23 protein-coding genes are annotated in these 26,934 nt (G+C 56.0%); 8 read left to right on the top strand and 15 right to left on the bottom strand.

What is annotated here, in order from left to right; translation table 11 throughout:
• Positions 1 to 98: 98 nt before the first annotated feature.
• The 8 genes from Pla100_RS14920 to Pla100_RS14890 all read right to left on the bottom strand — a co-directional run bounded on the left by Pla100_RS14920 (position 99) and on the right by Pla100_RS14890 (position 6,772).
• Positions 99 to 767: a GTP-binding protein gene (locus Pla100_RS14920; RefSeq protein ID WP_146578479.1), complete on the bottom strand. Its 669-nt coding sequence runs from the start codon at positions 765 to 767 to the stop codon at positions 99 to 101.
• Positions 768 to 772: 5 nt separating this feature from the next.
• A complete protein-coding gene (locus Pla100_RS14915) occupies positions 773 to 1,393 on the bottom strand; it encodes a hypothetical protein (protein ID WP_146578478.1) in 621 nt (206 codons plus the stop codon).
• Positions 1,381 to 1,566 (bottom strand): hypothetical protein, encoded by a 186-nt coding sequence (locus Pla100_RS30815; RefSeq protein ID WP_197167954.1) that lies wholly within the window; start codon positions 1,564 to 1,566, stop codon positions 1,381 to 1,383. Before Pla100_RS30815 ends, Pla100_RS14915 begins: the two co-directional genes overlap by 13 nt.
• Positions 1,563 to 2,621, bottom strand: a complete 1,059-nt coding sequence (locus tag Pla100_RS14910; protein ID WP_197167953.1) for a GTPase — start codon at positions 2,619 to 2,621, stop codon at positions 1,563 to 1,565. Before Pla100_RS14910 ends, Pla100_RS30815 begins: the two co-directional genes overlap by 4 nt.
• Before the next feature lie 55 nt (positions 2,622 to 2,676).
• Positions 2,677 to 3,783, bottom strand: a complete 1,107-nt coding sequence (locus tag Pla100_RS14905) for an NAD(P)/FAD-dependent oxidoreductase (protein ID WP_146578477.1) — start codon at positions 3,781 to 3,783, stop codon at positions 2,677 to 2,679.
• Between the two features lie 97 nt (positions 3,784 to 3,880).
• A complete protein-coding gene (zigA, locus tag Pla100_RS14900) occupies positions 3,881 to 5,131 on the bottom strand; it encodes a zinc metallochaperone GTPase ZigA (protein ID WP_146578476.1) in 1,251 nt (416 codons plus the stop codon).
• Between the two features lie 3 nt (positions 5,132 to 5,134).
• Positions 5,135 to 5,539 carry a hypothetical protein gene (locus Pla100_RS14895; RefSeq protein WP_146578475.1) on the bottom strand — a complete coding sequence of 135 codons (405 nt, stop codon included), beginning with the start codon at positions 5,537 to 5,539 and terminating at the stop codon, positions 5,135 to 5,137.
• A gap of 270 nt (positions 5,540 to 5,809) precedes the next feature.
• Entirely contained in the window at positions 5,810 to 6,772 is a 963-nt protein-coding gene (locus Pla100_RS14890) for a ZIP family metal transporter (RefSeq protein WP_146578474.1), read from the bottom strand.
• 176 nt (positions 6,773 to 6,948) lie between these two features.
• On the opposite strand from Pla100_RS14890, the gene Pla100_RS30810 reads away from it, so the two are divergent.
• The 3 genes from Pla100_RS30810 (at position 6,949) to Pla100_RS14880 (ending at position 8,266) form a co-directional block, all read left to right on the top strand.
• Positions 6,949 to 7,338, top strand: a complete 390-nt coding sequence (locus Pla100_RS30810) for an ArsR/SmtB family transcription factor (RefSeq protein WP_197167952.1) — start codon at positions 6,949 to 6,951, stop codon at positions 7,336 to 7,338.
• Positions 7,339 to 7,358: 20 nt separating this feature from the next.
• A complete protein-coding gene (locus Pla100_RS30805; RefSeq protein WP_197167951.1) occupies positions 7,359 to 7,709 on the top strand; it encodes a hypothetical protein in 351 nt (116 codons plus the stop codon).
• A gap of 125 nt (positions 7,710 to 7,834) precedes the next feature.
• A complete protein-coding gene (locus tag Pla100_RS14880; protein ID WP_146578473.1) occupies positions 7,835 to 8,266 on the top strand; it encodes a Fur family transcriptional regulator in 432 nt (143 codons plus the stop codon).
• A gap of 38 nt (positions 8,267 to 8,304) precedes the next feature.
• Here Pla100_RS14880 and Pla100_RS14875 read toward each other — a convergent pair whose 3' ends face one another.
• Positions 8,305 to 9,771, bottom strand: a complete 1,467-nt coding sequence (locus Pla100_RS14875) for an A24 family peptidase (RefSeq protein WP_146578472.1) — start codon at positions 9,769 to 9,771, stop codon at positions 8,305 to 8,307.
• Between the two features lie 236 nt (positions 9,772 to 10,007).
• Between Pla100_RS14875 and Pla100_RS14870 the strand changes: the two genes are divergently transcribed.
• From Pla100_RS14870 to Pla100_RS14855, 3 genes are all read left to right on the top strand, one after another.
• Entirely contained in the window at positions 10,008 to 12,167 is a 2,160-nt protein-coding gene (locus tag Pla100_RS14870; RefSeq protein WP_146578471.1) for a prolyl oligopeptidase family serine peptidase, read from the top strand.
• Positions 12,168 to 12,241: 74 nt separating this feature from the next.
• Complete coding sequence (locus Pla100_RS14865) at positions 12,242 to 13,042, top strand: site-2 protease family protein (protein WP_146578470.1); 801 nt, start codon at positions 12,242 to 12,244, stop codon at positions 13,040 to 13,042.
• 296 nt (positions 13,043 to 13,338) lie between these two features.
• Complete coding sequence (locus tag Pla100_RS14855; protein WP_197167949.1) at positions 13,339 to 13,611, top strand: hypothetical protein; 273 nt, start codon at positions 13,339 to 13,341, stop codon at positions 13,609 to 13,611.
• Between the two features lie 434 nt (positions 13,612 to 14,045).
• Here the strand turns inward: Pla100_RS14855 and Pla100_RS14850 are convergent, their stop codons facing one another.
• Positions 14,046 to 14,942, bottom strand: coding sequence for a 3'-5' exonuclease (locus Pla100_RS14850; protein WP_146578469.1), 897 nt, complete (start codon positions 14,940 to 14,942; stop codon positions 14,046 to 14,048).
• A 400-nt stretch (positions 14,943 to 15,342) separates the two neighbouring features.
• Here Pla100_RS14850 and Pla100_RS14845 point away from each other — a divergent pair, with 400 nt between their 5' ends.
• Positions 15,343 to 19,491, top strand: a complete 4,149-nt coding sequence (locus Pla100_RS14845) for a tandem-95 repeat protein (RefSeq protein ID WP_146578468.1) — start codon at positions 15,343 to 15,345, stop codon at positions 19,489 to 19,491.
• On the opposite strand, the gene Pla100_RS14840 is transcribed toward Pla100_RS14845, so the two are convergent.
• On the bottom strand, positions 19,484 to 21,187 hold the full coding sequence (locus Pla100_RS14840) for a peptide chain release factor 3 (RefSeq protein ID WP_146578467.1): 1,704 nt from the start codon (positions 21,185 to 21,187) through the stop codon (positions 19,484 to 19,486). The genes Pla100_RS14845 and Pla100_RS14840 overlap by 8 nt on opposite strands.
• Positions 21,188 to 21,383: 196 nt before the next feature.
• Between Pla100_RS14840 and Pla100_RS14835 the strand changes: the two genes are divergently transcribed.
• Positions 21,384 to 23,330 carry a putative bifunctional diguanylate cyclase/phosphodiesterase gene (locus Pla100_RS14835; RefSeq protein WP_146578466.1) on the top strand — a complete coding sequence of 649 codons (1,947 nt, stop codon included), beginning with the start codon at positions 21,384 to 21,386 and terminating at the stop codon, positions 23,328 to 23,330.
• 39 nt (positions 23,331 to 23,369) lie between these two features.
• Here the strand turns inward: Pla100_RS14835 and Pla100_RS14830 are convergent, their stop codons facing one another.
• The 4 genes from Pla100_RS14830 to Pla100_RS14810 form a co-directional block, all read right to left on the bottom strand.
• Positions 23,370 to 23,744 (bottom strand): GNAT family N-acetyltransferase, encoded by a 375-nt coding sequence (locus Pla100_RS14830; protein WP_231603067.1) that lies wholly within the window; start codon positions 23,742 to 23,744, stop codon positions 23,370 to 23,372.
• A gap of 100 nt (positions 23,745 to 23,844) precedes the next feature.
• Positions 23,845 to 24,537: a dioxygenase family protein gene (locus tag Pla100_RS14825; protein ID WP_146578465.1), complete on the bottom strand. Its 693-nt coding sequence runs from the start codon at positions 24,535 to 24,537 to the stop codon at positions 23,845 to 23,847.
• A gap of 675 nt (positions 24,538 to 25,212) precedes the next feature.
• Positions 25,213 to 25,839: a TVP38/TMEM64 family protein gene (locus tag Pla100_RS14815; protein ID WP_231603066.1), complete on the bottom strand. Its 627-nt coding sequence runs from the start codon at positions 25,837 to 25,839 to the stop codon at positions 25,213 to 25,215.
• The gene (locus Pla100_RS14810) at positions 25,839 to 26,900 is read right to left on the bottom strand and encodes an NAD-dependent epimerase/dehydratase family protein (protein WP_146578463.1); all 1,062 of its coding nucleotides are present in this window, start codon (positions 26,898 to 26,900) and stop codon (positions 25,839 to 25,841) included. The genes Pla100_RS14815 and Pla100_RS14810 overlap by 1 nt, the downstream gene beginning before the upstream one ends.
• Positions 26,901 to 26,934 lie beyond the last annotated feature (34 nt).

Here is a 26,934-nt window from a genome sequence, read left to right as displayed (position 1 = left end):
AGGTTACGTTGTACTTCACCCATCGCGTGATCCTGCTTTGCGTTTGAGTTGGTTGTAGTGAACCGATAAACGTAGCGTTTCACGCGATGGTTTCTACCCTAAAGGCGCGCTTGGTGAATAAGGCGGGTTAAAGCGTGCGGGTTGAGTTGTTCGATGAACGCTTCGATCATCGCGATGGTATCGATGTCGACGAGGTCGGTTTTATTGAGGATGATCACGTCGGCGAACTCGACTTGCTCGGTCAATAAGTCGGCGACCGTCCGCACATCATCTTGGCTGGCCGCTTGCCCAACGCTGTGCAGGTCTTTGCCAATGCGAAGGTCATCCATGAAGTTGGCCGCGTCAACGACCGTCACCATCGTGTCCAGTTCGGCAAGTTCTGACAGTGCCGTCCCGTCGGCCAAAGCGAATGTGAACGTATCGGCCACCGGCGCGGGTTCGGAGATGCCGGTCGATTCGATCAATAGATAATCAAAACGGCCCTCCTTGGCCAACCCTGCGACCTCGATCAGCAGGTCCTCGCGAAGGGTGCAGCAAATGCATCCGTTCGTCATCTCGATCAATTTTTCATCCGTCCGACTGAGCGCGGCATCACCGCCAGCGACAAGCTGGGCGTCGATATTCACTTCGCTCATGTCGTTGACGATCACGGCGACGCGTAAACCTTCGCGATTGGCGAGGACGTGATTGAGCAGTGTAGTTTTCCCGCTACCGAGAAAGCCTGACAAAACGGTGACGGGCAGTTTCTTCCTTAAATGTTGGTTCATGGTTCCTACGTCGTTGCCGATTCGGTTTGTGGTTGGGTGGTTAGCCAATGGGCAGAATTCGCCGCGACGAGTAGTGAAAGTCGTCGCCAAGAAGACGCCATTGTTTCCGCTGGCGTGACGATCCGTTTGCCATTGTTCCATCTCATGAGCGTTTCGCGTCGATAGTCGGTGCCTAAGCGGTTGGCGATATCAACTTCGTATCCACGAATCCAATCCAACAATCGAAGCAGCAACATCGTGGATTCGCATCGCTGCTCTGGTGACGGTGTCACAAATTCCGGCAGGTCCTTGTCGGACCACGGAGGGCACTCCAGATTGGGTATCGGTGAATACTTGGGTGTGAAGCCGTAACGCTCGATGTAGAGGCCTCCGATAGCATCGTCACCGATGTAAACACCAAACCCGCGTAAGACGACCCGGCTGGCGGGGCTGATCGCCAGCGTGTAGACGCTCGAACAATCCTTGTGCTCCGTCGGCGGTGTGTTTCGCTGGAATCCGATCTCGGTCAACCAGTTCCCCTCAGGCCGTTTAACGTCTTGCCCCCAGCACCAGATCTGTTGGCTCAAAAGTGCTGTTGCTTGTTCGCGAGGTGTCGCCAAGTCTAGGATCGAGCTTAAGATAACCATCGGCCTCCCCATGCCAAACAGAGCGAGAAGACGACGGCAAACGCAACCTGACGTCCGAGTAGCTTGCACATCGTGCCCCAACTCGTTTCACGTCCGATCGTCAACGCCGTGACGAGGCAAGGTAACAAGACGCCAGCCAGATAGACCGCCGTCAAGGTTTGAACCGCGGTCATTGGAAACGCCAAATCGTCATCACCGGCCAATAGAAAGATGCCATCCTTGCGGATCGATGCGAGCACGACCGGCAAAGCCGTTTCGGCGGGAAACCCATCATCACGCGCACGACGTCACGACCGCTCAGTCCCAGCGGACGGACCAACGGATGCAGTGCCACGTTCATCCGATCGATCAAACCGCTCGCTTTGTATACGCCTAAGATCAGCGAGAACAACAGCACCGTCGGCAACGCCCACACAAATAAGAACGGTCCCATGTTCAATAGGCCATAACCAAAGTCACCATGGCTGGCCGTCAACACGAGTCCCAGCCAAGTAGGCCAGCTTGCGTTGATGTGTGCGACGAGCGGTTCGATCAGACCGGCGACCAGCGGATGCAGCCACTCGGCCAATTGATTGGCGCCAAAAATCGTCGCCAGGGCGGGAAGGATCAACAACATGATCGCGAGGGTTGGACCGATCACCCGATGCTCCAACCAGCCCGGCTTCGGTTCGATTCGCCATCCCGCTCGCGCCGTCAGTGACGATTTCAAAAATGGTTTGGGAGTCTGTAAAGCGGTGGCGATTCGCGGCACATCGCGATCCATGATCGAACGAGCATCGAGCGGATGCATGTCGACACCAACGTCTTTGGAGAGACGCTCGATCGCCTCCAAAGCCGCCTCAACCGGTTGTACCTTGTCCCAAAACGTGACGATGATCGCGCCACGTTTCCCCGCGACCAGCGGCAACATTTCCGCCAAGTCGGAGTCGAGCTGTGTCGCTTGCACGACCAACAGGACTTGGTCGTGTTCTTGAAGAGCATCGAGGGTACGGCGTGTCGTGTCCGTATCGGATTGACGCAGGATACCAGGCGTATCGACCAACGTTGTCTCGCCATAACGATACCGCTGGACCGAAACCGTTGAGCCCCGAAAATTGCTCTCGCCCGCCGACCGACCGGTCAGGGATGATAACAACTGAGACTTCCCTACGCTCTCCTTGCCGATCACGACAATGGTTTGCGTCAAAACGGTTGGTCGCTCCGTTAGATCCATTAATTGCGAAGTCATCGTCGTTTCAATTTCAATCAGTTGTGAAAACCAGGAATCTACGGCTGGGGGCGATTCAGCAAACGCATTCCTCGCCGCAGCATGAAAGGTCATCCAAGTACATGCCCCATTTGCGATAAGTTTCCAATTCCTCGGCGGGCAACCCGAGCGAAGTGGCGATCGCCTTGGCGACTACGGCAAAGCGTTGACGGTACTTGTAGATAAAACAAAAGACGTGTTTGTCGTGACGTACTGCCGGCCCGCAAAGGAACACGCCGGGAATGACGGTCGACTCGTCGTTTTGATTCAGCAACGGGAACCCGTCTTCGCGGAGTTCAAACAAGTCCGCGATCAAGAGATGACTGCCCGCAAAACCACCGGCGTACAACGGTGGCGTGCATGTCCTAAAAACTCGGCCGTCGAGTGCGGTGACTTCATAAACGCCATCGAGATGGGCGACCGACGCGATCGGTGTGTGTGGGAACAGTTCGACTTGATCCTCGAACCAATCTTCTCGCATCCGTTCGAGCGAGTAGGTCGACAACGATACGCTCGGATCGGAGCTTTCGTCATTCCAGGGACACCCGTTGTCGAACAGGCGCACGCGTTTGTCATAGCTTGCCAAGTGATAAGCCGCATCGACGCCGCTTTCGTAGCCACCGATGATGATGAAGTCATCGCCGGAAAGCTCTTCATAGCGGAGAACCGTCGCGGTGTGGATGCAATGTTCGATCCCGCGAATGCCAGCCAGCTTGGGATATTGAAACTCGCCCGCAGCCCAGATGACATGCTTGGCTCGGAGTGTTTCCTGAGCTGTATCGACTCGAAATTCATCACCGATCTTGGCGACGCATAACACATCGACGCCCTCATGAACTGGCAATTCAAAAAATTCAGCGACACCGCGTAAGTGCGACGCGTACTCCTGTCCGGTCGGATGCTCGACTTCCAGGCTGAAAGCCGGCGATACGCCGATCGCGACCGAATTCAAATCCAACATACCGATTGAATTGGTGGGGAATGACGGCGTGATGAAACGTGTCTCGGCGGGCCACCGATCAAACGATTCACCGACACGGTGCCGGTCGATGATACGAAAGTTTTCAATGCCCGCATGCTTCAGCGCGATCGCGACCCCGATCCCGGCCGCACCGGCACCAATAACAACGACGTCGAATGTCATGTTGACACCTCCTTAGATTGAGCCTCAGAGACGCAAAGATCGTTTGATTTTGTGGCCACGGCCTTTGTGCTATCTGGTGCCTTTGTGGCTAAATAACTCATCCGGCGATCAGCTCGTCTTCACTTTCCAACTCGATCGGTGGCAGCGTGTCTTCAAAGTTCGTCCAGCCTTGCGGTCCTTGGACGTATTCCAGATCGGTCAGCAAGCAACCATCAAGAATGTTGATGATGCGCTGCTGGTCCATCGCGTTGCCGATGAACACTAGTTCCTGGTGACGGTCGCCGTGCTCGCCGGTGAACTTGGATTGAATTTCCGCGATCATTTCGTCATCGTCGGGCCACTGGTCGTCCGGTGCCGCTGCCCACCAAAAACCCGCCGGGTTCATGCGGATCGAACAACCGGCTTGAGACCAGTCGTAAGCCCAGTTATTGCGAGACGCGATCCACATCAAGCCCTTACTGCGCAGCACTCCCGCGAACAAACCGTCTTCCATGTCGGCATCGAGAGCATTGGTCAATCGTTTCGGATGAAACGGTCGGTCGCGTCGATAGACGAAATTAGAGATCCCGTACTCCTCAGTTTCGGTTTCCTCTTCGCCACGCGGCACCGCGAGCCAACCGGGGCGTGATTCGGCATCGTCGAGCGAAAACAATCCCGTGCCCATGATCTCGGATAGCTCCACGCGGCTTTCGGTCGTGTTGAGGATTCTCGCGGTCTCATTGAGTTGACGCAGGATTCGGTTGAGCTGCTCGAGTTCATAGGGCGAAATCAGGTCCGTCTTATTGACGATGATCACGTCGGCAAACTCGACTTGATCGACGAGCAAGTCCACGATGTTGCGAGTGTCGTCCTCGCCAAGCCCGATCCGTCGATCGGTTAGGTCATCCCAAGAGCCGAAGTCCTTCATGAAATTGCCCGCGTCGACGACCGTGACCATCGTGTCGAGTTCGGCGACCAGCGAAAGGCTATCACCCTGTTCGTCTTCGAAGGTGAACGTCTCGGCAACGGGCATCGGTTCGGAGATACCGGTTGACTCGATCAACAGGTAATCGAACCGGCCTGCCTGGGCGAGTCGACGGACTTCGATGAGTAAGTCTTCACGCAACGTGCAGCAGATGCATCCGTTGGTCATCTCAACGAGTTGTTCTTCGGTGCGAGAAAGATTCGCATCGCCGGCTTTCACCAGCGCCGCGTCGATGTTGACTTCGCTCATGTCGTTAACAATCACGGCGACGCGCAGACCCTCACGGTTGGTCAGGATGTGATTGAGCAGTGTGGTTTTGCCTGCGCCGAGGAATCCTGAAAGGACCGTGACGGGAAGGCGTTTAGGTGTTGTTGTCGAAGGCATGGTTTAAGGCCGGATCGAGGAGGTGGCGAGTAAGGAATCGAACGTTGGAAACGGTCGCGAACGGATGGACGGGTTTCCAAGCCGTGGCGGAGTGGGCAAGGCAACCGGGATGGCGCCCTGAGCGGTGAGCCGTTGGCGGTACATCGCGGACAAAGGTGTTTCGTTTCTCGGGACATAAACGAAGTGGGTCGCGTGCCGCATCGCGATCGCACGAGCTTCGATGATCCCGACGTCGTCATCGTCGTGCTCGATCAGCACCGCCGCAGGCGTGCCCGGGGGCAAAGGCGGCATTGATGAGGCGGCTACGTGATCGGCCAGCACGACCGACAGGACAGTGGGCTCGGCAGCGACGGATTCGGCGGCAAGAGCGCACGACAAGAGCGTGGTGAAAAGGACCAACCGTAACATGAACATTCTCCGAAAAAGAAAACAGTGGCAAACGTACCGCACATGCAATACGGTTGCAAGTGAGAAAGGTTCTCCGGTCGCTAGTTCTTTTTTTCATTGGCCCCCACGAGCTCGTCTCGTGGGGGAATTAGGTTCGCCAGCTAAACAACGGCGCCCTCCCAACCTCGGCTTCCTGCCAGACGAACTGGCAGGGGAGCAATTCATGAGGACTTGTGGCCTATCAAAAGGACGGGAGCCTGGGAACGAGATGCGGCCTTCTTGTGCAGCGACTTAATTGTCGTGCTCGTGGTCGTGCTCGTGGTCGTGATGATCGCTGTGAACCGCCCCGTGATCGTGATTCCCATGATCGTGGCTATGGCCGGGCAGGTTTTCGATGCCGACGGCGATGGCGATTCCTAGCAAGAACGCCATCGTCAACTTGCCCCGGTCGTGATCATGGAACGCGACTTCGGGCAACAGGTCCGCCAGCGCGATGCCGATGAAGAAGCCGGCAGAGATCGCGAGTCCCCAGCCGAGCACGGCAGCATTTTCGGTAAACACGGTGGCCCCGAAATAGAACGCGAGGGCACCCGCCGGGCAGGCGAGCGAGAACAGAACGTTGGCTGCGTTCTGCGCCGCCGGCGGCCAGTTCTGTTTGCCCATCACCGACGTGATCGCGAAGGCGTCAAGCGGTTTATGCAGCGCCACGGCCAAGAATGTTCCCAGACCGGCCAGTCCCAACCAGGCACCGTGCGAGGCGTCCGCGATCACGCTGCTGGCGAGCGCCACTCCGTCGACCAGCGTGTGCAAGACCAGTCCGAAGAACAGCCCTGCCCAACTGATCCGTTTCGCATCGCCATGCTGGCAAGCATGCTCATGCCCATGCCCATGCCCATGCCCATGCTCGTGCTCGTGCTCGTGCTCGTGCTCGTGCTCGTGCCCATGCGAACCCGCCTCGTCATCCGCCGTCACCGGTACCGCGTGATCATGCGTATGAAACAGCCGAATCATCAAGAACATCACCGTCAGGCCGAGCAGTGCTCCGGTACCGGCCTTGGAATGGGATTGCAGGACTTCGCCACCATGGGGCAGCAAATGCAGCAGCGCGATGCCGATCATCAACCCGCCCACGCCGCTCATCAGCAACTGCGTCCGCACGTGGGTCATTCGCAACAGCGACGACAGTTTCCCGCCGGCCACCGACGCGACGATGATGAACAGGCAATAACCGAGCAGCAAAACGGCGGGTGACATTGACGAGTCCGGATTCAAGCGAGCGAGAAACGCATAGCCTACGCTTTTGCACTGCGTATGCATATCCGCCCGGGGTTTCCCCCTTCATCCCGACGCGGTAGAGAAATCTGGACAAACGCGACTTGACCCCGCCCTGATCGATCGTATACTTGCATAGTCCTGCAACTGTGAAACCAATGGCCAAACGCAAGAAAACCGAATCGAAAACCACGCCGCGGAGCGACGACACCCCGAGCTGTGACGGGCACGGGCATCTCGGTCCGTTGGTGCGGGTCGATCCGGAGGCTTGTGAGCGGGCGGCGGCGATTTTTCGTGCTCTCGGTGATCCCCAGCGGCTGCGACTGCTGATTCTGCTCGAGGCGGGAGAACGTTGCGTTTCCGAACTCTGCTCGGCGCTCGACGAACCGATGCCGGCGATTTCACAGCGATTGCGGCTGCTCAAGAGCGAACGCGTCGTTCGCTCGCGGCGGGACGGCAAGCACATTTTTTACGCGCTGGCCGATGATCACATCTCGCGATTGGTGACCAACGGGGTCATGCACGCGATGGAATTGAATGTCCACTGATTTTCGAAGGAAGCAAACCGATGTCGAACTTGCACACCCACCACGACCACCAGCACGGCCCGGACTGCGAACACACCGGTGTCCAGCACGGCGACCACGTCGATTACCTGCACGACGGCCACATGCATCACGTGCGTGAAGACGGCCAAGTCGAAGAGCACGTACTCGACGTGACCGCCACGAACCCGAGCGATTGCACTCCGGCACACAACTGTTCTGGCCATGATGCGAATCACGTCCACGGTCCTGGTTGCGGGCACGAAGCGGTGCCGCACGGTGATCATGTGGACTACCTCGTCGACGGTCACCTGCATCATCCGCACGGCGATCACTGCGACGACCACGGCCCGGTTGCCGTCGTGGGCAGCTAATCACGCCGCATCGCGGAAACAATCAGCGGTGGCGTCTTTCGGATAGGCTCTCAAGCTTCCGGCACTTGCAACTAATTTGCAAATGTTTAAAATCTGTCGATCCGAGCTGCGATCTAGGAAACAAGATGACCAAAAACGACGAATCGCTTGACCTGGTCAAGCAAGCGATTCGCGACGCGGGGCTGCGAGCCACGCCGGCGCGAATTGCGACTTTGCAATTACTGCGTGAATCCGCGTCACCTCTGACTCATGCCGTCGTTGCCGAACATCTCGCCGCGACCGGCGTCGATAAAGCGACCGCTTTCCGGAACCTGAACGACATGACGGACGTCGGTTTATTGCGTCGCACCGAAGTCGGTGATCATGTCTGGCGGTTTGAAGCGATCATGGCCGGCGGCGAGCACGACAACGGGCACCCACATTTCCTTTGTGTCGATTGCGGCACCGTCTCTTGTTTAGACGACGTCAAGTTGACCGCCGGAAGCCAACGGGCCAGCGAAAAGGTCGGCGAGGTGACCGAGATCCTGCTCCGAGGTCACTGCAACGAGTGCCGCTGACGCAGTTCGTTCATCAATCCCTCACGCCCCGGAAGGGTTTAGTTCGGCCAATAACTGGCCAGCCACTTCCATCCCGGGTGATGAATCATCACAACGGCAAGCAACATCGCCGTTGCCGGAATCCGTCGCGTCGGATGCCATGGGAGCAAGGAGATCCATAAGAAGCCTCCGGCGATTAAGTACGCGATTGCGATCGTGATCGCGGCTTGCCAACCAAGTGACACCCCAACCAACGCCATGCCGAGCGGAAGCGAGCGACCAGGAAACACACGCCATCCACCACGGCCGGTCGACGAACGAGCCGTCCAACCGAGCAACCAACCGACGACACCGCCGATCAAACCGGCCGCGACTTGGGTGCCCCAGTGCGTCATATCGATGCCCAAACGAATCGGAACTTGAGCGTCGATCGCCACCGGTCGCAAGACAGGGATCGCGATCGGCAAAACGGCGAAGACGACCAACATCGACCACGCCAGCCATCTCGGGCACCGCAGTCGGTCGAGGTCCATCAAGCCCAGCATCAACAAACAGCTCATCATCGCCGCGTGATAAAAATAGATTCCGACCACCGGCCATTTGGTATACAGAATGATCCACAAAATGCCCGTGTGCATGTAAAGCGGAAAGCCCGGTACGTTCGCCGCGCCGGTGATCAATTCAAGCAAGAACAGCGAACCGAAAATCACGGCCCCAATCCATTCGACCAAAAAGTAGCGAATCGGAATCTTGGAGACGCAGTGACGACAACGCCCACCCAAATTCGCATAACTGAACAGCGGCAGATTGTCGATGCGTCGGATCGCGGTCTCGCACTTCGGGCACGCCGACGACCGCAGCGCAATCGAGTCGCCACGCGGGGCGCTAGCCGCGACCACATTGATGAAACTCGCAACGCAAGCGCCGAAATACGCGAAGATCGCAAACACCGCCAACTTGGCCGAGCGAATGCGAAGTTGTTCAAGCGAACTGAGCTCTTCGATCGTGTAACTGTTGGGTCGCTCGCGGAATGAATCCAAGTAAGCGTCGACCGACGGCACGATCACCATGTAGATCAGTAATGAGATGATCGCAAAGCCCACTGCGAGCACTCGGTGAGACGGCATTCGATTGAGCGGCATTCCGGTTCGGTTCTTCAACGCGATGACCCCATCACGAACGGCAAGCAACGACAGGCTCGACAACAAAACTGCGGGCGAGAAAAAAAACGACGGAACCCACCACCGATGCGGGTCGACTGAGCTAGTCGTGACCCCAATGAGCACGATGGCAAAACCGGTTAACAGACCACCCCGAAGAATTCCTTCGAACCGTGAACTCAGTGCGCCGCCTAAGACCAGCAAGTTCCCCATCACGAGCACGCTTGCCAACGGGTCGATGTCGATCCGAAACGCCGACGCGAGGGCGGAGCAAGTTGCCGTTCCGACCAGAAGCATTCTAACGTATTCGCCCAAGAGCGAATCGGCCAATGGATCCGATTGGTCGCAGCAAGTCTTGAACTTCACGATTTGATAACAAACAAATGACAGGCTCCATGTGACAACAGCGACCCAAGGTAGTTTTCATGCATACAAGATGCAAGTACTTCCTGGATGCAAGTAGGCCGAGATGCAGGAATCAGTATCGAATCTGGCCGAGCGGTTGCCCTTGATTGCTCCACCGGTAGGAATCCTGGCGAGAACAAGCGACAATGGGGCCGTTCGATTCCTCGCATCCGGCTCTCACCTCCGACGAAACTTCCATGAAATCTGCTTTCCTGGTTCTCAGCCTGCTGCTGAACGTTCTTGTTGTTTCCGTTTCTCCGATCGCTGCTCAGTCCATGAACTATCCTCCCAGTCCCACTCAAGACATCACCGACGACTACCACGGCCGATCCGTCGCGGATCCTTACCGTTGGCTCGAAGATGTCGAAAGCGATTCAACCGAAGCGTGGGTGAAGGCGCAGAACGAGGTGACTCAGGCGTACTTGAATTCACTGTCATCGCGGGAGCCGATGCGCCGCAAGCTTGAGGAACTTTGGAACTACGAACGCACCGGGGTGCCCGTCCATCGTGGCGATCGGTACTTCTTTACCCACAATGATGGGTTGCAAAACCAAAGCGTTCTGTACGTCGCCAAAGACGATGTCGCACCCGATCAACTGGCGGATGCTCGCAAGGTCCTGATCGACCCCAATACACTGTCCGATGATGGCACGATGGCGCTGGGATCATGGCATCCGAGTGACGACGGGCGGTTACTCGCCTACAGCGTCGCCGATGGCGGCAGCGATTGGCGAACGTGGCGAGTCCGCGATGTTGCCACCGGAAAGGATACCGATGACGTGATCGAGTGGTCCAAGTTCAGCGGCATCGCTTGGACGCCCGACAACGATGGTTTTTACTACGCCCGTTATGCCGCCCCGAAGGATGGTGAAGAGTTAACGGGCACGAACGAAAACCAACAACTCTATCTACACCGACTCGGGACGCCGCAGTCGGCCGATGCGTTGGTGTTGGCATACCCGGATCAGCCGCAATGGGGTTTTTCACCCACCGTCACCGAGGACGGTCGATTTCTAGTGATCGAAAACTGGAAAGGCACCGAACCGAAGACTCAAGTTTTCGTCCGCGACTTGACGCACGACGATTCCGAGATTGAAGAACTCATCAGCGGTTTCGATGCCGACTATCGATTCATCGGTTCACGTGGACGGACATTGTTCTTTCTAACCGATCATCAGGCACCCAAACGAAGCGTGATTGCGGTGGATGTGCCCGAGCGTGGGATCGCCGACCGATCAGGGTGGAAAACGATCATTGGTGAAAGCTCGGATGTTCTCGAAGACGTCTCGTTGCTCGGCGACCAACTTTATGCGAGCTATCTTCGTGACGCGCTGAGCCAAGTCGAACGCTGGTCGGTCAGTGGCGAGCGATTAGGCACCGTCGAGCTACCCGGTAAAGGCAGTGCGAGTGGTTTTGGAGGACGACAAGACTCCGAAGAAACGTTCTTCACGTTCAGTAATTACGTGACGCCGCCGAGTATTCACCGTGTCGAGGTGGCGACGGGTAAAAGTGAGTTGTGGTTGCGTCCGGAAGTTCCCTTTGACGTCGATGCGTATGTGACCGAACAAGTTTTTTGCGTCAGCAAGGATGGAACGCGTGTGCCGATTCTGATCACGCGTCATCGCGATCAAGCCAACGACGGGACCAACCGAACGTTGTTGTACGCTTACGGCGGTTTTAACATTTCGTTGACGCCCGCCTATTCGCCCGCGATCGCGGCTTGGTTGGACGCCGGAGGCGTTTACGCGGTAGCGAACCTGCGAGGCGGGGGTGAATACGGCAGCGAGTGGCACGAAGCGGGCATGCGACTGAATAAACAGAACGTATTCGACGACTTTATCGCTGCGGCAGAACATTTGATCGAGATGGGCGTGACGGATCGATCCCGCTTAGCGATTCGAGGCGGGAGCAACGGCGGTTTGCTCGTCGGCGCGGTGATGACGCAGCGACCGGAATTGTTTGGCGCGTGTTTGCCGGCCGTGGGTGTGATGGACATGATGCGTTACCACAAGTTCACGATCGGATGGGCCTGGGTGAGTGAATTCGGCAGCAGTGATGAAGAGGATCAGATCGATAATCTGTTGTCGTACAGCCCGCTGCACAAATTGAAACCAGGCACGTGTTATCCTGCCACGTTGATCACCACCGCCGATCGCGACGACCGCGTGGTGCCCGGACACAGTTTCAAGTTTGCAGCGGCGTTGCAAGCGGCGCAGACGCAGGCGGCCGACACCTGCGACAATCCGACGCTGATTCGAATCGAAACGCGTGCCGGGCATGGTGCGGGGACACCGACGAGCAAAAAAATCGAGGAATACGCTGATCTGTGGTCGTTTTTGATCGCGAACTTGGAATAGCGTTTAACCTTGGCCTGCCGGGTCTCCGCCGAAGCGGCTGCGACCCAGCCTACTCTCACTCTTGACTCAAAACCGTGTTACTTCAAGCGCCCGACCAATCGCCCTATGACCTCAACTTCGTCCTGTTCGGCTTTCCGATTCGGATCGCGTGGACGTTCTGGATCGGAGCGGTCTTGTTCGGTTATCAGTTATCGCTGAGCATCGACCGTTCGTTTCCGGGCGAAAGTCCGGGGCTGTTTCCGTTGCTGTTGCTTTGGTCAGGTTGTTTGTTGGTGTCGATTTTGATCCACGAACTCGGTCACGCGTTTGCGTTTCGTTACTACGGCATGGAAAGTTCGATCGTGCTGTATCATTTCGGCGGTCTGGCGATTCCAAGCTCGATGGGACGTTCGGGATTCGCTCACGCGTCTTCGTCACGTCGCATGGACGAGATGGGGGAACTGTGGATCGCGTTGGCCGGGCCGGTGGCTCAGTTAGCATCGGCGGCGGTATTGGTGATCGCGGTTGTGGCGAGCGGGTATCAAGTCAACGCGTTCGCCAACATGCCTTGGCCATTATCGAATCTAACGCGATACACCGGCGGTGCGCCGATCGAAAACATCGGGGCGATGTCGCTGGTTTTTTTCTACGTGTTGCCAAGTGTCCTCTGGGCGTTGTTGAATTTGTTGCCTGTTTTTCCGCTTGATGGAGGACGTGTGATGCGTTCGTTGGTGTTGATCAGTGGTGATCGCAGTGACACATGGATTTGGATCAGCTTGGTTTCAGCTGGCGCGGTTGCGATCTACGGACTGCAAGGCGGTCAACCATTCATGGGCTTGTTGTTTCTTTCGCTTGCGGTGGGTAACTACCAGATGCTTCAACAACCGTATCGTTAAGCAACGTCTCAAAGCCATCGATGGCCCATGAATGATCAAGTGTGCTTGCGAAAGTCGGTGGCGTTAGCAAAAATATTTTGTGACGCAACCGCTTTTTTTTGAAAAAGATGTTGCGGAATTTGTGGAAGCGCGTACAGTTACGCGCATGTGTTAACGATTGTTTTTGCTTGCAAGGTCGATGTGGATCATCGAGGCAGGTGGGAACGATCACCAACGAGTGTTGATGAGCCGTGGCCGGTGGCTTTCAAAACAGATCGAACGAGTGTCGCTGAACGTTCCGTTGAGCTTCGTTTCGGATGATCGGTTTGGAAAGTCACAATGACTCATCAGCCGTTTTCTTTCTCGCGGAGGAAGTTGTGGCCAAGAAAAAAGCAAGTGCTAAGAAGAGCGTCAAGAAACGCGCAGCCAAGAAGTCGGTGAAGACAAGCACCGTCAAGAAGGCGTCCAAGAAGGCATCCAAGAAGGTAGCCAAGAAGAAGGCGACCAAGAAAAAGGCTGCTAAGAAGTCGGCTAAGAAAGCCACCAAGAAGGCAGCCAAGAAAAAGGCCGCCAAGAAGAAACGTAAGTAAGCGTTTCGCTTGGAAAGCTTCGCTGCGGCGAGACTTCGAACGAATCATTGCCGAGCCACGTGCCCTTTGTTCGCAGAGGAACGTGGCTTTTTTCTTGCGCCCGCGGGGATGCGTCTTCCCTCGTGTTTTCCTGAGACAAGGGCAACGCTAGAAAAATACCAGCCCGGGGTGCTCGTTTTGAAGTGACGCTCACGGGTGGTCAATCGTACTCGTGCTCGTACTCAATGAAATGGTACTCGTGTTCGACGATTTCGAGTACTGCCGAGAGGCGAGAGGCGAGAGGCGAGAGGCGAGAGACGAGAGACGAGAGACGAGAGACGAGAGACTAGAGACTAGAGACTAGAGACTAGAGACTAGAGACTAGAGACTAGAGACTAGAGACTAGAGACTAGAGACTAGAGACTAGAGACTAGAGAGGATCGGCTGCGTTGGCGTCAGTCGCCGGAGGTGTTTGATGCGACCTCAGTCTCGAACATCGTGGCGGCGGCGAGTTGTTCGTCTTCATCGGCTTGCCACGGGTTATGCCAAAGTCGCCATTTGCTCAGGTAGTCCGCGCAGGCTTGGCATGTCTCTTGTTGAGACTCGATCCAGGCCTTCGCGATGGCGACCAATTCGGTTTCGCGACGCAGATCGATTTTGCCCGTCATTACCATGCAGCGCAGGAACACAAAATACGTGTCCAGAACATCGCATCGGCAATAGTCACTGATGGCTTTGAGGTCGCCGCGATCGTAATACGATTGGACTTGATCCCCGCTGAGCCCCATTTTCCCTGGTTTGCCGAGTGCTTGAGCGGCCAGATTCAGCCCGCCGTTGAATCGCGCGGCCGAAAAATTGGTCAACAGTTCCTGCAAATCCAGATGCGAAGCCGTGCTGAAACGATTGCGGCGAGATTTGTATCCGCTCTCATCGAACCACTTTGGAACGGACAGGCCGAACCGAAAAGCGGCCAGTTCCATCAACGGAATGTCGAATGTTCGTCCGTTAAACGTCACCCATTGCGGCATATGATAGGCTTCCCATCCTTGCCAAAAATGCTTGGTCATCACATGCGGCCGGAATCCTGGTTCTCCCGGCGACTTGGGTTCGTCGAGCGACTTGATATCCAAGAGCCGAAAGTCCTCGCTCACCTTGGCGATGACGACGGCGATCGGAACCATGAAGGTGTGCGGGATGAATGTCGATCCGGTCTGCTCGAGTCGTTCGGCTTGATACTTCGCGATCGCTTCACTGGCAGAGAGATTTTCGTCGGAGTACCGAACACGGGCGATCAAATCGCCGTCGGCGATGCTTTCGACATCAAAGATCAGGTGGGCGACGGCATCACTCATTTATGGGGCTCTTTCGGTACGAACGCGAAATCTTTTTCAAAAGAAAATGTAACACAACTGCGGCATTTTCGGCTCATCCGAAATACCCAAGATCCATCGGAGGTCGTTTGCAATCATAAAAACAGGGTGTTTTCGAGGGAATCAAGCAGTGAGAATCGGCTTACGTGAATCATCGCGACCCAAATGGACTCAAGAAAAGTTCTCGCCGCCCTTAACTTGATTCACCTACCCGTCCAGGTCACAATGGGGGGACTGAAAGAGCCCCTCCAACCGAGGTGGGGCAAATATCGCGATAATCGGTCCAGCTTCTTTAATCGATTCAATCGTCGATCGGTCGAGGAGGTATGGACGGGCAATCGTTGAGTCGGCAATCCCCAACCCACCAATTTGAAACGGTTCCATGTCGAAGCTTTTTTCACTGCGTCGTTTTCAATCGTCTTTGTTCCCACCGTCTTCGGCGACCAAGGGGGGCGAACGACGACGTCGCTTAAGTGGGTTAGGGCAACGACGTCGTCTGCTGACGGAGTCACTCGAACCTCGACAAATGCTCGACGGTGAAGACTTGGTGCGGTTTGTACTCACCGCACGTGACATCGAGACGGATGAATTGCTCAACAACGATGAAGGCGTCGTCGAAATGGCAGCTTCGAGTGAGCAAACGCTCAACTACGAAGTACCGATCAACGAAGTCTTCAAGTTAGAGGTCGCCGTTCAGGATCTTCGAGGCTTCGGGTCGGACTTCGGGATTTTCCGCGCGGTCGCCGACATCGTCGTCGAGAGCAAAGGGGTCCTTGAGCCAGCCATCGGCGAAGTTCAAGAGATCATCTTGCCGGGTAACATCACGAACTCCGGTTTGCCCGCCGGACAGGTCGAGTTATTTCTCGAGGGGGCTCCGAATACGAAGGTCACTTCGACCCTCAGCGCCTTCATTGGTCAAAACAATCAAGCCGTTGAGCAAAATATCGCCAATGCGATCGTGTCGCTCAACAGCCAAGTCACGTCGGTCTCTCAAATCGAAGTGAATGCGTTTCGCAGGCCCGAAGCCGGCCCCAATGGAGAGGACGGCTACGTGATCGAGATTATCTACACCGATCCAAGTTTCATCGGCGTTGACATGCCGATGCTGAGCGCAAATGTCCGAGTGGGGTCGGTCCTTCAGCCCGATATTGAGAATGAATTCGACGTCTACGTCGACGGCGTCCTCAGCGGCGAACGGATGTATCATTTCTTTGAAACCCAAAGCCGTAACGCGGGCAACGTGCCGGTCTACGGTCAAACTCGAGTGATCGGCACTTTTGATAATGCCGATGCGACCGCTGATATCTTTGACGAAGTCGGTGGTCTCGGCCCGGTCAGTAGCGGCGGTATTCGCGACGGTATCCCTGAATTCGAAAACTCAGTTGCTTATGATGCGTTTGCGATCCCCGTGATCGCACGAAGTCTAGCGAGCAATGTGGTCGTTCGATTGGACGCTCCCGATATCGGCGACAAAGTCTTGATCTATGGCACCGAAGCGAACAAAGAGGTTGTTCCCGACGATCAACTTCAGTTCGGCGGCAATTCGCGATTCTTCCTCAATGTCACGCCGCCCAAACCCAAGTTGGACGCTTCCGGGGCGACGCGAGCTTTGACCGAAGATCAGAACGCGATCACGATCGATTTGAGTACGCTCGTTGATGCCGATCCCGGCGCACTGACTTACTCATTGGTGTCGACAACCACTTTGGGCAACTCTTCGCTTTCGGGGACTACGCTGACGTACACGCCCCTCGAGAACGCTTTCGGCAGCGAAACGTTGATCTATCGTGTCGCGCGGGATGGAACGAGCGACTTCGATCAAGGTGTGATTTCGTTCAACATCGCCGCAGTCAACGACGCACCGATCGCCAACGACGACGACCGCTCAACAAACGAAGACACTCCGCTGGCCATCTCGGTGACGAGCCTGTTGGACAATGACACCGATGTCGATACCAACGACACACGTACGCTCTTATCCATCAGTGCTGCTTCCCAAGGTGTGGTCGTTCGTAACGGAGGAACGATCAATTACACGCCTCCGGCAAATTACTTTGGGCCCGCTTCGTTTACCTACACGATGCGTGACGCCGCCGGCTTGCAATCGACCGCGACGGTACGAATCGACGTTCTCGCGGTAAACGACCCTCCAACGGCGACCGGCGAAAGTGAGCAGACCGAACCAGATACCCCGATCGTTTTTGCGATTGCCGATCTGCTCGCCAACGATTCGGCCGGTCCATTGGAATCGAGCCAAACGTTGAGCATCACAAGTGTCGGCAACCTGATCAATTCGGCATCTTCGGTTGAGATCGATGGCGGATTCATTCGTTACACGCCCGCTGCTGGATTCGCGGGCAACGACGGATTCACGTATACCGTCAGCGATGGTTTCGCAAGCGTTACGGCGAACGTGGTCATTGACGTCAGTTACGTGATCGAGCCGATCAATTTTGTGCTTCCCGACGCGACTGCCAACGACATCACGGTTCGCCGCAACGACGGAACCTTTTTAGAAATTCTCGACAATTCGACCTCGCCCGCATCTCGATTGTTGCGTCGACCGCTCGACACCATTACCGCCTTGACCATCACTGGGAACGATACGGCGACCGACCGCGTTCATATCGATCACGGCATTGGCGGGTTGATCACGTTTATCGGCAGTTCGGCGAGCATTCAAGTGCTCGGCGGCAGTTCCGCAGGTGACGAACTGTTGCTCACGGGAGTCGCTGACGCCAATGTGCTCCTTGCCGAGACCGATTCGCAAAACACCTCCCTATTGACCGGATTGATCTCGAATTTGCAGTTGGGTGGGCTGCAAAGTAACCACACGTTCCGTGGGTTCGAAAAAATCACTATCGAGGAGGTGCGTCAAATTTCTGTCCCCACCAATTCCGTGCTCGATGTCGACAGTCACGAATTGAATCTCGACTCGGTGTTACCGGTCAACCTCAGCCGGAATACTCGGGTCGATGGGGGCAAGTTGACCTCGACGGAAACGCTCAGTTTGGCGAGCGGCGAAGCCCTGACGGGCAATGGTGAGGTCGTCGGGCGAATCAGCGCATCGCTCGGTTCGACCATTTCCGCCGACGGTGGCGACTTGACCCTCGGAACGTCGTCTTCTTCCACCGGAATTGACATTGCCGGACAACTCAACACGCTTGGAAATCGAATCACGTTGCTCGATAGTGACGCCGCAATGCTACGTGGCAACGTCACGATGGGTGGTGCCGGGAATACGACCGGATCAATCACTTCGGCGACCGGAATCGATATCCAACCCGGCTCACAGATCACCGGTCGGGGTTCGATCACGACGGGCAGCGATGTCGCTAACGGTCTGATTAACAACGGCAATCTCGTCGGCTCATCGCCCGCCTCGCCGATCGTCGTCAACGGGCGTCTCTCCGGGACGGGGACCGTTAACAATGTGCGGTTGGCCGGGGAGTGGGCGCCGACCGGCAATATTCAAAATCGTCTCGACGGAAACGTCACGTTCGATCCGACGGCCTCGTTAACCGTCGATATCGGCGGCACCACGGCAGGTGTGAATCACGATCGGTTCCGATTCAATCCTTCGGTCGGTTTAGGTGGGACGCTGAATGTCGGTTTAACCAGCGGGTTCTCGCCCAGTGCCGGTCACGAATTTCCGGTCATCTTGGGAACGACCTCCTTGAGTGGATCGTTTGATACGGTCAATCTCCCACAGCTAGTTGATGGGTTGAAGTGGAACGTCAATCAATCGGCAACCACGTTAACGTTGCAAGTCGCATTGGACGGATCGGCACTGAGCGAAAATGTCAACGTGGAAATCACCCCGGGCGGCCAGATCGTTATCCGAGGACAGAACAACCAGCCCATCCCCATCGCCGGCAATCAATTGACGCTCGATGTCGTCCCCACGCAAAAGTTCGCGTCGCCGCAAACCTGGGTTGTGCAGGCCACCCAAAAGATCGATGGCGTCGTTTATCAGATTGCGACCAACGGAACGGCCACCCTACGCATCGCCGGTGCGAAATGGACCAACTTCATCCAGCGATTCGACATCAATGGCAACGGCAGCGTGACCGCGACGGATGCGTTGGTCATCATTAACGAACTCAACGGTCCCCAATTCTCGTCGAGTGACTCATTGCTCGAAGATATTGGCGGTTTGCCTTCGTTCCCCAATATTTACTTCGACGCCAATGGTGACGGTCGCGTCTCCGCCGTCGACGCTCTACAGGTGATCAACCGATTAATCGAACAAGACGCCAACGGTGAATCCGTCGACCTGTCCGACAACGCGTCGGCGATAGCTCCAGCCCCTACATCATCCGTCACTGCGCCGTCACGCGTTATTGCCGACTCGTCCGATGAGATCCTCTCACCGTTGACACCACGACTGACCGACATCGCACTGGTCGATTGGTTAGCGGATGCCAATGATGACAACGCGGTAGAAGCATCATCTGATGCGAAAGAGGACGACGATGATTCCGATCCCACCAACGAATTGGAGTCGTCGATCGACCAGTTCCTCACTTAGGCATTGACTCGAGCGTGGAAATCTCCTCGACGGACGACCGCGTCTCGTGAATGGCGTCGAACGTGAAGTCAGGGTTGTTGCGTTCGAGTTGTTTCAAATCCCAATCGGATTGAATCAAGATCGCCGGACTACCGAATGAGTCGTTGACCAATTTCGCGCCGTAGGGACTTTTCATCGCGACCTGACGATCGTTGCAGTGATACCATCTCGCGTGTGCGTAAGGCAATCGATGCAGTCGCGAGGGTGCTTTGTATTCCGATTCGAGCCGAAACTGCACGACATCGAATTGAAGTTCCCCGACGGCGGCAAGAATCGCGTCGCGTTGACGTCCGGTGCCATAGAACAATTGCACGGCACCTTCTTCGACGAGTTGTTCAAGCCCGCGGTCGAATTGCTTGCGTCGAGAGGTGTCCGGGCAGTCGATGCTTGCGAAAACTTCTGGCGGAAACTGCGGCACGCCTGGGTATCTTACCGGCGTATCTTCATAAACCGAATCGCCCAACCGCAACTCGCCCGGGCATACCACGCCAATGATGTCACCCGGGAAGGCCTCCTCCATCGTTAAGCGTTCCCGCCCAAACACTTTTAGAGCTCGAGGAAGCCGAACCCGATTTCCTGATCGCGCAATCGTTACGTCCATATCCCGCTCGAACCGTCCCGTGCGGACGCGAATGAACGCGACACGGTCGCGGTGCATCGGATCAAGGTTCGCTTGGATCTTGAACACGAATCCGGAGAACTGCGGCAAATCACGAGCACCCTCGGATGCCTCAGTGGGCTTCGGCGGCGGTGACGCGGAGGGTGGCGGACAGAGATCGATAAAACCTCGCAGGAACAATTCCATGCCGAAGTTAGCCAGAGCGCTGCCAAAGAATACGAGCGTTTGTTGCCCACCTAAGAAACGTTCACGCTCATACTCTTGCCCTGCGTGTTTGACCAATTCGAGTTCTTCGGCGGCTCGCAGCAAGACTTCGGACTTCAGCGACTGGACGAGCGAATTGCGATGAGGAGAAGGCTTGGTGGGTTCGAGGGAGTCGTTTGATTCCAAAACCTCTGGCCATGATCGTTGCACGGCGGCGGCACGAAAGTCGCTGGAGTCGGTGCTGAAGAGATGCATTTGATTACTTGCGATATCCACGATCCCCGAAAACTCGGGACCGTTTCCGACGGGCCAATTGATCGGTACCGCTTCGATCGAAAATTCCTTTTCGATCTGCCCGAGTATTTCGAGCGAAGAAGGACCGGGGCGATCGATCTTGTTAACGAATGTGATCACGGGGATTCCGCGTGCCGCGCAGACACGGAATAACTTTTCGGTTTGGGATTCGATTCCCTTGGCGGCGTCGATGACCATGACGGCGCAGTCGGCCGCCATCAAGGTTCGATAGGTATCCTCGCTGAAGTCATGGTGCCCCGGTGTATCAAGCAGATTGATATGGGTGTCTTCAAACGCAAACGTCAAAACCGTCGAACTGACGGAGATTCCCCGCTGTTTCTCCAGTTCCATCCAATCCGACCTCGCCGAACGCTGTGATTTACGGCCCCGGACGGCCCCGGCCACTTCGATTGATCCTCCGAATAGGAGTAGTTTCTCGGTGAGGGTCGTCTTTCCTGCGTCTGGGTGCGAAATAATTGCGAACGTTCGTCGATGTAAACGCGCTTCTTCGAGTTGCTTCCGTGTGATCGTCGTGCTCATGAAATCTCCAGGGACCCCGAAATGAACTTTCTTGCATTATGCGGGTATTGACGGACGTGCCGGTCGCGACGGACTAATGTTCGGGTGTTCTTTAATTCAGGCGTGTCGGCCACCGTCGCGTGCCAGCGTTGAACCTATCTTTCCAAAACGACCACCGTGTGCAACTGAGAAATGACGACTTCAGGTAACTTTGTCAATGCAAATCTATTTAGCCGAGACCGGCGTTTCGGCTATTGAGCAGTTCCAAACGTCGCTCGCGGCCACCGGAACCACGCCATGGGCGTGGTTGGATATGGTTGCATCGATACTTGAACCGGCCTGTCTCGTATTCTTGGTAACTTATCTGGTCTGGCAACGGGGCCTCGGGATCAAAGAACGGCAAGCCTTTGCCAGTGTTTCTGATCCTATAGGGACCGACATCAACCAATTGCTGTCCGCAGGTGTTCAGCAATTGCCCTGCCCGATCTTAATCATCGACAGCAGTACCGCTAAACTCGCGTTCGCCAATCAAGCGGCGTTTCAACTGTTCGGAATCAACTGGATTCCCCACAATCAATTAGTTTCTCGAAGCCTTGATCAATTATTCAGGATCTCCGCTGATTCCGAATCAAGTCAGTTGATCGGGGAAGAGCTTCTCCTTCGCGTCGCCGAGTCCGGCAGGACAGAAAGGTTCGAAAACCTTTTCATCCGACATTCTAATTCCGCTGGTAAGAACATTTCGCTGACGGCGGTCCCGTTGTTCGAGCAATCTCATTCAAGTTCTTACATTGCCGCTTATGTCGACGATGAGACGGACGGTTTCGAGAAGATCTCACGAATCCAACAAATCGCCTACAGTGACTCGTTGACGGGATTGGCCAATAGACACTCGATTCTGCAACACATCCAAACCGCAATCGATCGAGAAACGGACTGCCCGTTTGCGATTCTGTTCATGGACTTTGACCGATTCAAGTTGATCAATGACAGTCTCGGGCACGAAGTGGGGGATCAACTGCTTAAGGAAATTGCAAAACGAATCAACACCCTGGTCGGATCGATCGATTGCTTGGGCGTAGCCGGACGCTTAGGCGGCGACGAGTTTGTCGTTTTTCTGGATCAATTGAATGATTTCGGCGACGCCACCGTCATTGCCGAACGCTTGCTCGCGTCGCTCGCCCAGCCCTATCATTTGGCCGGGACGTCGGTCGTTTCCACAGCCAGCATCGGCGTCGCACTGAGCGGCCCAGGGGTTCGATCGGCCTCCGACATGTTGCGCAATGCCGACTTGGCAATGTACAAGGCCAAGGCCGCCGGTAAGGCACGCTGTTCCTATTTCGATGACGGGCTCAAACGCGAAGTCGAACAACGATTGCAGGTCGAGACGGAACTGCGAGAGGCGTTAACGCACGATGAGTTCTATGTCGTTTTTCAGTCGATCGTTGATCTTCGTGATCGAAGCATCCTGAGTTACGAAGCACTCTTGCGTTGGAGCCATCCGAGACTCGGGCCCATCTCGGCGGGGCAGTTTTTTGATGTCGCCAATGAGACCGGACTGGTCGTTCCCATCGGCGATTTTGCGTTAACCACCGCATGTGGTATCGCCGTCAAGAATGAATTCGAGCGTCGCGGTTGTCGCTTGCACGTCAACCTATCTCGATTGCAGGTTCTGTTGCCTGCGTTGATGGACATTCTGGGCAACGCCATCGAAACCGCCGGATTGTCAGCCGGATCGTTAGTCCTGGAAATCTCTGAATCGAGTCTGAGCGGCGAACCCGAACGGGTGATTTCCCGACTGCACGAAATCAAAGAACGTGGGCATCGGTTGTGCTTGGACAATTTCGGATCCGGGGCCGCGCCACTGACGCTGCTGCGCGAACTACCGATCGATTACCTCAAACTCGATCGTTCGTTAGTTTCGTCGGTCAACTCGTCGCCTGAGCATTTGGTATTGATTCAATCGCTCGTGACCATCGCCGAAACATACGATATTCAAGTCATTGCCGAAGGGATTGAAACCGACGAGCAGGTCAAACAACTCAAACAAATCGGCTGCCGGTTCGGACAAGGTTACGCATTCCAGAGGCCCGTGGAAGCCGATTGTTTGCCCTGGGATGGCCCCGTTCGTCCGATTCCCGCCAAGTTAAAACCGACGCGGCGATAACAGTAATCGCATCAACCCTTGATCGCAAACCCGATCCCATTACGAAGTCTTAATCCGTTCGCCTTCGAGTGGTGGAATCGTCCAGCACGATTCATGCTTGTCCATCCCGATATGTGGGTAATAACTCGTCGCCGCTGGGGCTGCCAACAAAATTAAACGTGTGTCGAGCCCCGCGTTTTCATGAATCATTCGAATCAAACGCCGACCGATTCCCCGGCCTTGGTAATCCACATCAACGGCTAGGTCGGACAGGTAGGTACAGTAAGCAAAGTCGGAAATGGCCCTTGCCACGCCGACAATCAGCGAGTCTTCATTCCTTGCCACGGCGACCAAATCAGCGTTGGCCAGCATCTCGGCAATCCGCACGACGTCGCCTATCGGCCGACGCTCTGCGAGCGTTGATCGGCGCAACACGTCGATGAACTCTGCTGGCGCAAGGGCCGGTTCGATCAGGTACTGAATCGTAATACTCCTTTGATTTCGATCCCAAGCTTTGACGCGGGTCGGTAGGTGGCTAGGAGCCTTGCGTTGGCCGATCGTCCGGAGTGCGTCCCAAGACGATGTCGAAGTTCGCGGTCCACTCGTTGATCTTTGAATTCGGAATTCGGTTCCAATCCGCCATGATCAATTTTTGTTCAGCCGGATCACTGAGACGGCGGAACACGCCGTCTGTCGAGTTGCCTTCGTTGCCCCGAATCATGCACTGAGTCGTTAGGACTTCGTGTCCGTTTTGCGACACCTTGATATGAATGTGTGGCGCCGGTCGGCCGGGATAAGGAACCGGTTTGATCGTGCGGAAGCGATAGCCGCCGTCGGACGCCGTTTCAAACTTGCCGTAACCTTGGAAGTTCGAATCTTGCTGCGTTTTCTTTGAGTCGCTGTCGCGGGAATGCAGATATACCGCGTTGGCGTCGCACTGCCATATTTCAACGGTGGCATTGCGCACCGGCGAACCGGCAAGCGTCAAAATACGTCCATTGAAGTTTGTGATCTCACCGACCGCCGGTGTCGTGTTGTCACCGATCAAGATCAGGTCGTTGTCCTGATCCAGTGGCAAGCGATCGGGATAAAACGGTCCTTCGGTCAGCCGTGGTGTTGCCATCAGTTCTTCGGCAAGCAACCCCTTCGTTGTGAAAAACGGCGAAGCAAGCATGGCGGCACCGCCAGCGGTCAGGAGTCCGCGGCGAGAAACGTGGGGACGCGGCATGGTAAAACTCTCGGAGTGAAAAGAATGGGCATCGATAGGATGACTCTAACCCATCGGGTCGCAATTTGCGAACAGACCTGCCCTTCGCTTTGACTTCCGTGCCATCCGCAACGATAACCAACGTTCCACAACCCGCAATCCACAACCCGCAATCAACGTTCCACTACCAAGTTATTGGTTTGTTTTGTGCGATGGTTATCTACGCGATGGCATTAGCGTGGACGCTCCAAATAAGATCTGTCGCAGCGGGCGAACGGGGGCATCGGCGGTTTGGGCTTGTTCGATCATGCGGATCGTATTGCCGTAAACATGTAGAGGCCGCCCCGGCCGGCGATGGATCGGCATCGCTTGAATTTGTGCCCGATACTCTCCGGTGGGGATGATGATAGGGCTCCATCCGGTCGGGGAAGCGGCTTTCGCCGAATCGTTACCGGGCAAAGAGGTTATCAGGGAAGTTATCAGGATGACGAAAGGTAGGAGTCGCAACATGTCTTAAAAGTCTCGTGGTGATGAATTTCGTGATGAGTCGGAAGCCAACAAACGCGTTCGCAATAGTGGGATTTTGTCGAGGGTTCACGTCGCGCCGGATCGTTAACAAGATCCCGAACTCGCCAACCTACGTCTTGAATCAATTCTACGTCTCGATTCAACACGAAGTCTTGAATCTCACGCAGCTTAATTCCGACCGTCGATCAAGCCCGCGCCGATGGCCGTCATGAGCACCGAGCCGGGGATAATCCCGATCGCGGTACACCACAGGAAACGTCCGATACCGACGCCGGATGCGCCGGGAAGGAACGACCCAACGTGCATGCCGAGCCACGGGACCTGACGAACTCCGACTAAAAAGACCGGATGATCGACGGGGAATCGCCGCAACCATTTCGGAGCTCGTTGCAAACCTTGTTCCAGCTCAAAGTCTTGGCGTGCTCGTCGCCCCAATCCGAACTCCAAAACGCTCGCGATGAACCACCCCGTCCAGCTCAAACAAAATCCCAATCCGAAGCCGTAGATCGCGCCGCTGGCGATCGCGATCAGGTCCGAGGGGAATGGCGAGACCGCCAACACGACGTGCAACGTCAACGTCACCGGTATTGCTGCGGCACCGAGCGTCGCCTGAAACTCGGCAGGATCGTGATCGGAGAGCCAGCGGGTCGCGACCGCTCCCAAGGCCAAGATGCCGACGACGAGATAGAAAGTGGATGAGCGAAAGAGACGACCCACCATCGGGCCGAGCGACCGTCTCGGTGGTCGCTGTGGCTGTTGCTGTTGATGCGGTGGCGACGGCTCTGGCGGCTCCATCAAGCCGTCTTCTGCTCGACCGAAGTGTCGCTGGCTGATCCGCTTGTCGTCGAACGACGAGGCATCAAGTCATGCTCTTGGGCCCACTGTAGTGCCGTCTTCATGCCCTCGCGGAAGTCGGTCTTGGGTTGATAACCGAGCAACCGTTTCGCCTTGTCGATCGAGAAGTCGAGATTCAACGTCAGGAATTTAATCCGCGCGTTGGTCAACAGCGGTGCCGTTTGGGCGCCACGCATCTTGGCGAAACCTTCGATGAATCCGACCGCGCTACGGGCCAACCATTCGGGTACCTTTTTAGGCATCGGCAATCCCATGTGATCGGCGATCGCGCCGACGAACTCTTCGCGGGTGACGAGCCTTTCGTCGCGGATGTTGAAGGTTTCCCCGATCGCTTCGTCTTTGTCGATCGCCAACATGATCGCGTCGACGAGGTTGCCGGCATAAGTGTTGTTGAGTTTCTTTTGGCCGTCACCGATGAGTTTCATTTGGCCTTCGGATAGCCGTTCGATGATCCGGGGGACGACGTGTCGGTCGCCTGGGCCGTAGATGAATCCGGGCCGAATGATGGTGGCCGGAAAATCGTGTTGTCGGATCGTTTGGTTCAACAACACCTCGGCTTCCGCCTTGGTGGCCGTATAGCCGTCGAGTCCGGTGAGGTCGGGGGGCGTCGTTTCGTCGGTTCCGTAATGATGGGTCGCCGCATACACACCGAGCGAACTGATTTGGACCCAGCGTTTGATCCGCCCGGCTTTGCGAGCCGCGATCAGCATCGCCTCGAGTGCCACGACGTTGATCGCACGAAACTTTTCCGCCGGACCCCAATCGCCGACGTGGGCGGCGGTGTTGATCACATAATCGACGTCCGAAACCGCCGCGGGCAGGCTATCCAAATCCGCCAAGTCGGCGTGCACGGTTTCGATATCGAGCCCTTCGAGCGAACTCAGGTCGCTGGTCGGGCGGACCATCGCGCGGACCGTGTACCCGGCTCGCAACGCTTCTTTGGCGACTAAACTGCCGACCATTCCGGTGGCTCCGGTGATCAGGACGGTTCCGCGTGACATGATGTGGGTTCCTCAGGATGGCTCGAACGGGTAG

The sequence above is a fragment of the Neorhodopirellula pilleata genome, assembly GCF_007859915.1.
GTDB classification, from domain to species: Bacteria; Planctomycetota; Planctomycetia; order Pirellulales; family Pirellulaceae; genus Rhodopirellula; species Rhodopirellula pilleata.
Note: the sequence above shows the minus strand (reverse complement) of the source record. Positions and strands in the feature narration are given on the sequence as shown.

Coding starts and splice junctions, on each gene's coding strand:
- Pla100_RS14920 (WP_146578479.1), bottom strand. CDS start 767: ATGAACCAACATTTAAGGAAGAAACTGCCCGTCACCGTTTTGTCAGGC.
- Pla100_RS14915 (WP_146578478.1), bottom strand. CDS start 1,393: ATGGTTATCTTAAGCTCGATCCTAGACTTGGCGACACCTCGCGAACAA.
- Pla100_RS30815 (WP_197167954.1), bottom strand. CDS start 1,566: ATGACCGCGGTTCAAACCTTGACGGCGGTCTATCTGGCTGGCGTCTTG.
- Pla100_RS14910 (WP_197167953.1), bottom strand. CDS start 2,621: ATGACTTCGCAATTAATGGATCTAACGGAGCGACCAACCGTTTTGACG.
- Pla100_RS14905 (WP_146578477.1), bottom strand. CDS start 3,783: ATGACATTCGACGTCGTTGTTATTGGTGCCGGTGCGGCCGGGATCGGG.
- zigA (WP_146578476.1), bottom strand. CDS start 5,131: ATGCCTTCGACAACAACACCTAAACGCCTTCCCGTCACGGTCCTTTCA.
- Pla100_RS14895 (WP_146578475.1), bottom strand. CDS start 5,539: ATGTTACGGTTGGTCCTTTTCACCACGCTCTTGTCGTGCGCTCTTGCC.
- Pla100_RS14890 (WP_146578474.1), bottom strand. CDS start 6,772: ATGTCACCCGCCGTTTTGCTGCTCGGTTATTGCCTGTTCATCATCGTC.
- Pla100_RS30810 (WP_197167952.1), top strand. CDS start 6,949: ATGGCCAAACGCAAGAAAACCGAATCGAAAACCACGCCGCGGAGCGAC.
- Pla100_RS30805 (WP_197167951.1), top strand. CDS start 7,359: ATGTCGAACTTGCACACCCACCACGACCACCAGCACGGCCCGGACTGC.
- Pla100_RS14880 (WP_146578473.1), top strand. CDS start 7,835: ATGACCAAAAACGACGAATCGCTTGACCTGGTCAAGCAAGCGATTCGC.
- Pla100_RS14870 (WP_146578471.1), top strand. CDS start 10,008: ATGAAATCTGCTTTCCTGGTTCTCAGCCTGCTGCTGAACGTTCTTGTT.
- Pla100_RS14855 (WP_197167949.1), top strand. CDS start 13,339: ATGATCGGTTTGGAAAGTCACAATGACTCATCAGCCGTTTTCTTTCTC.
- Pla100_RS14850 (WP_146578469.1), bottom strand. CDS start 14,942: ATGAGTGATGCCGTCGCCCACCTGATCTTTGATGTCGAAAGCATCGCC.
- Pla100_RS14845 (WP_146578468.1), top strand. CDS start 15,343: ATGTCGAAGCTTTTTTCACTGCGTCGTTTTCAATCGTCTTTGTTCCCA.
- Pla100_RS14840 (WP_146578467.1), bottom strand. CDS start 21,187: ATGAGCACGACGATCACACGGAAGCAACTCGAAGAAGCGCGTTTACAT.
- Pla100_RS14835 (WP_146578466.1), top strand. CDS start 21,384: ATGCAAATCTATTTAGCCGAGACCGGCGTTTCGGCTATTGAGCAGTTC.
- Pla100_RS14825 (WP_146578465.1), bottom strand. CDS start 24,537: ATGCCGCGTCCCCACGTTTCTCGCCGCGGACTCCTGACCGCTGGCGGT.
- Pla100_RS14815 (WP_231603066.1), bottom strand. CDS start 25,839: ATGGAGCCGCCAGAGCCGTCGCCACCGCATCAACAGCAACAGCCACAG.
- Pla100_RS14810 (WP_146578463.1), bottom strand. CDS start 26,900: ATGTCACGCGGAACCGTCCTGATCACCGGAGCCACCGGAATGGTCGGC.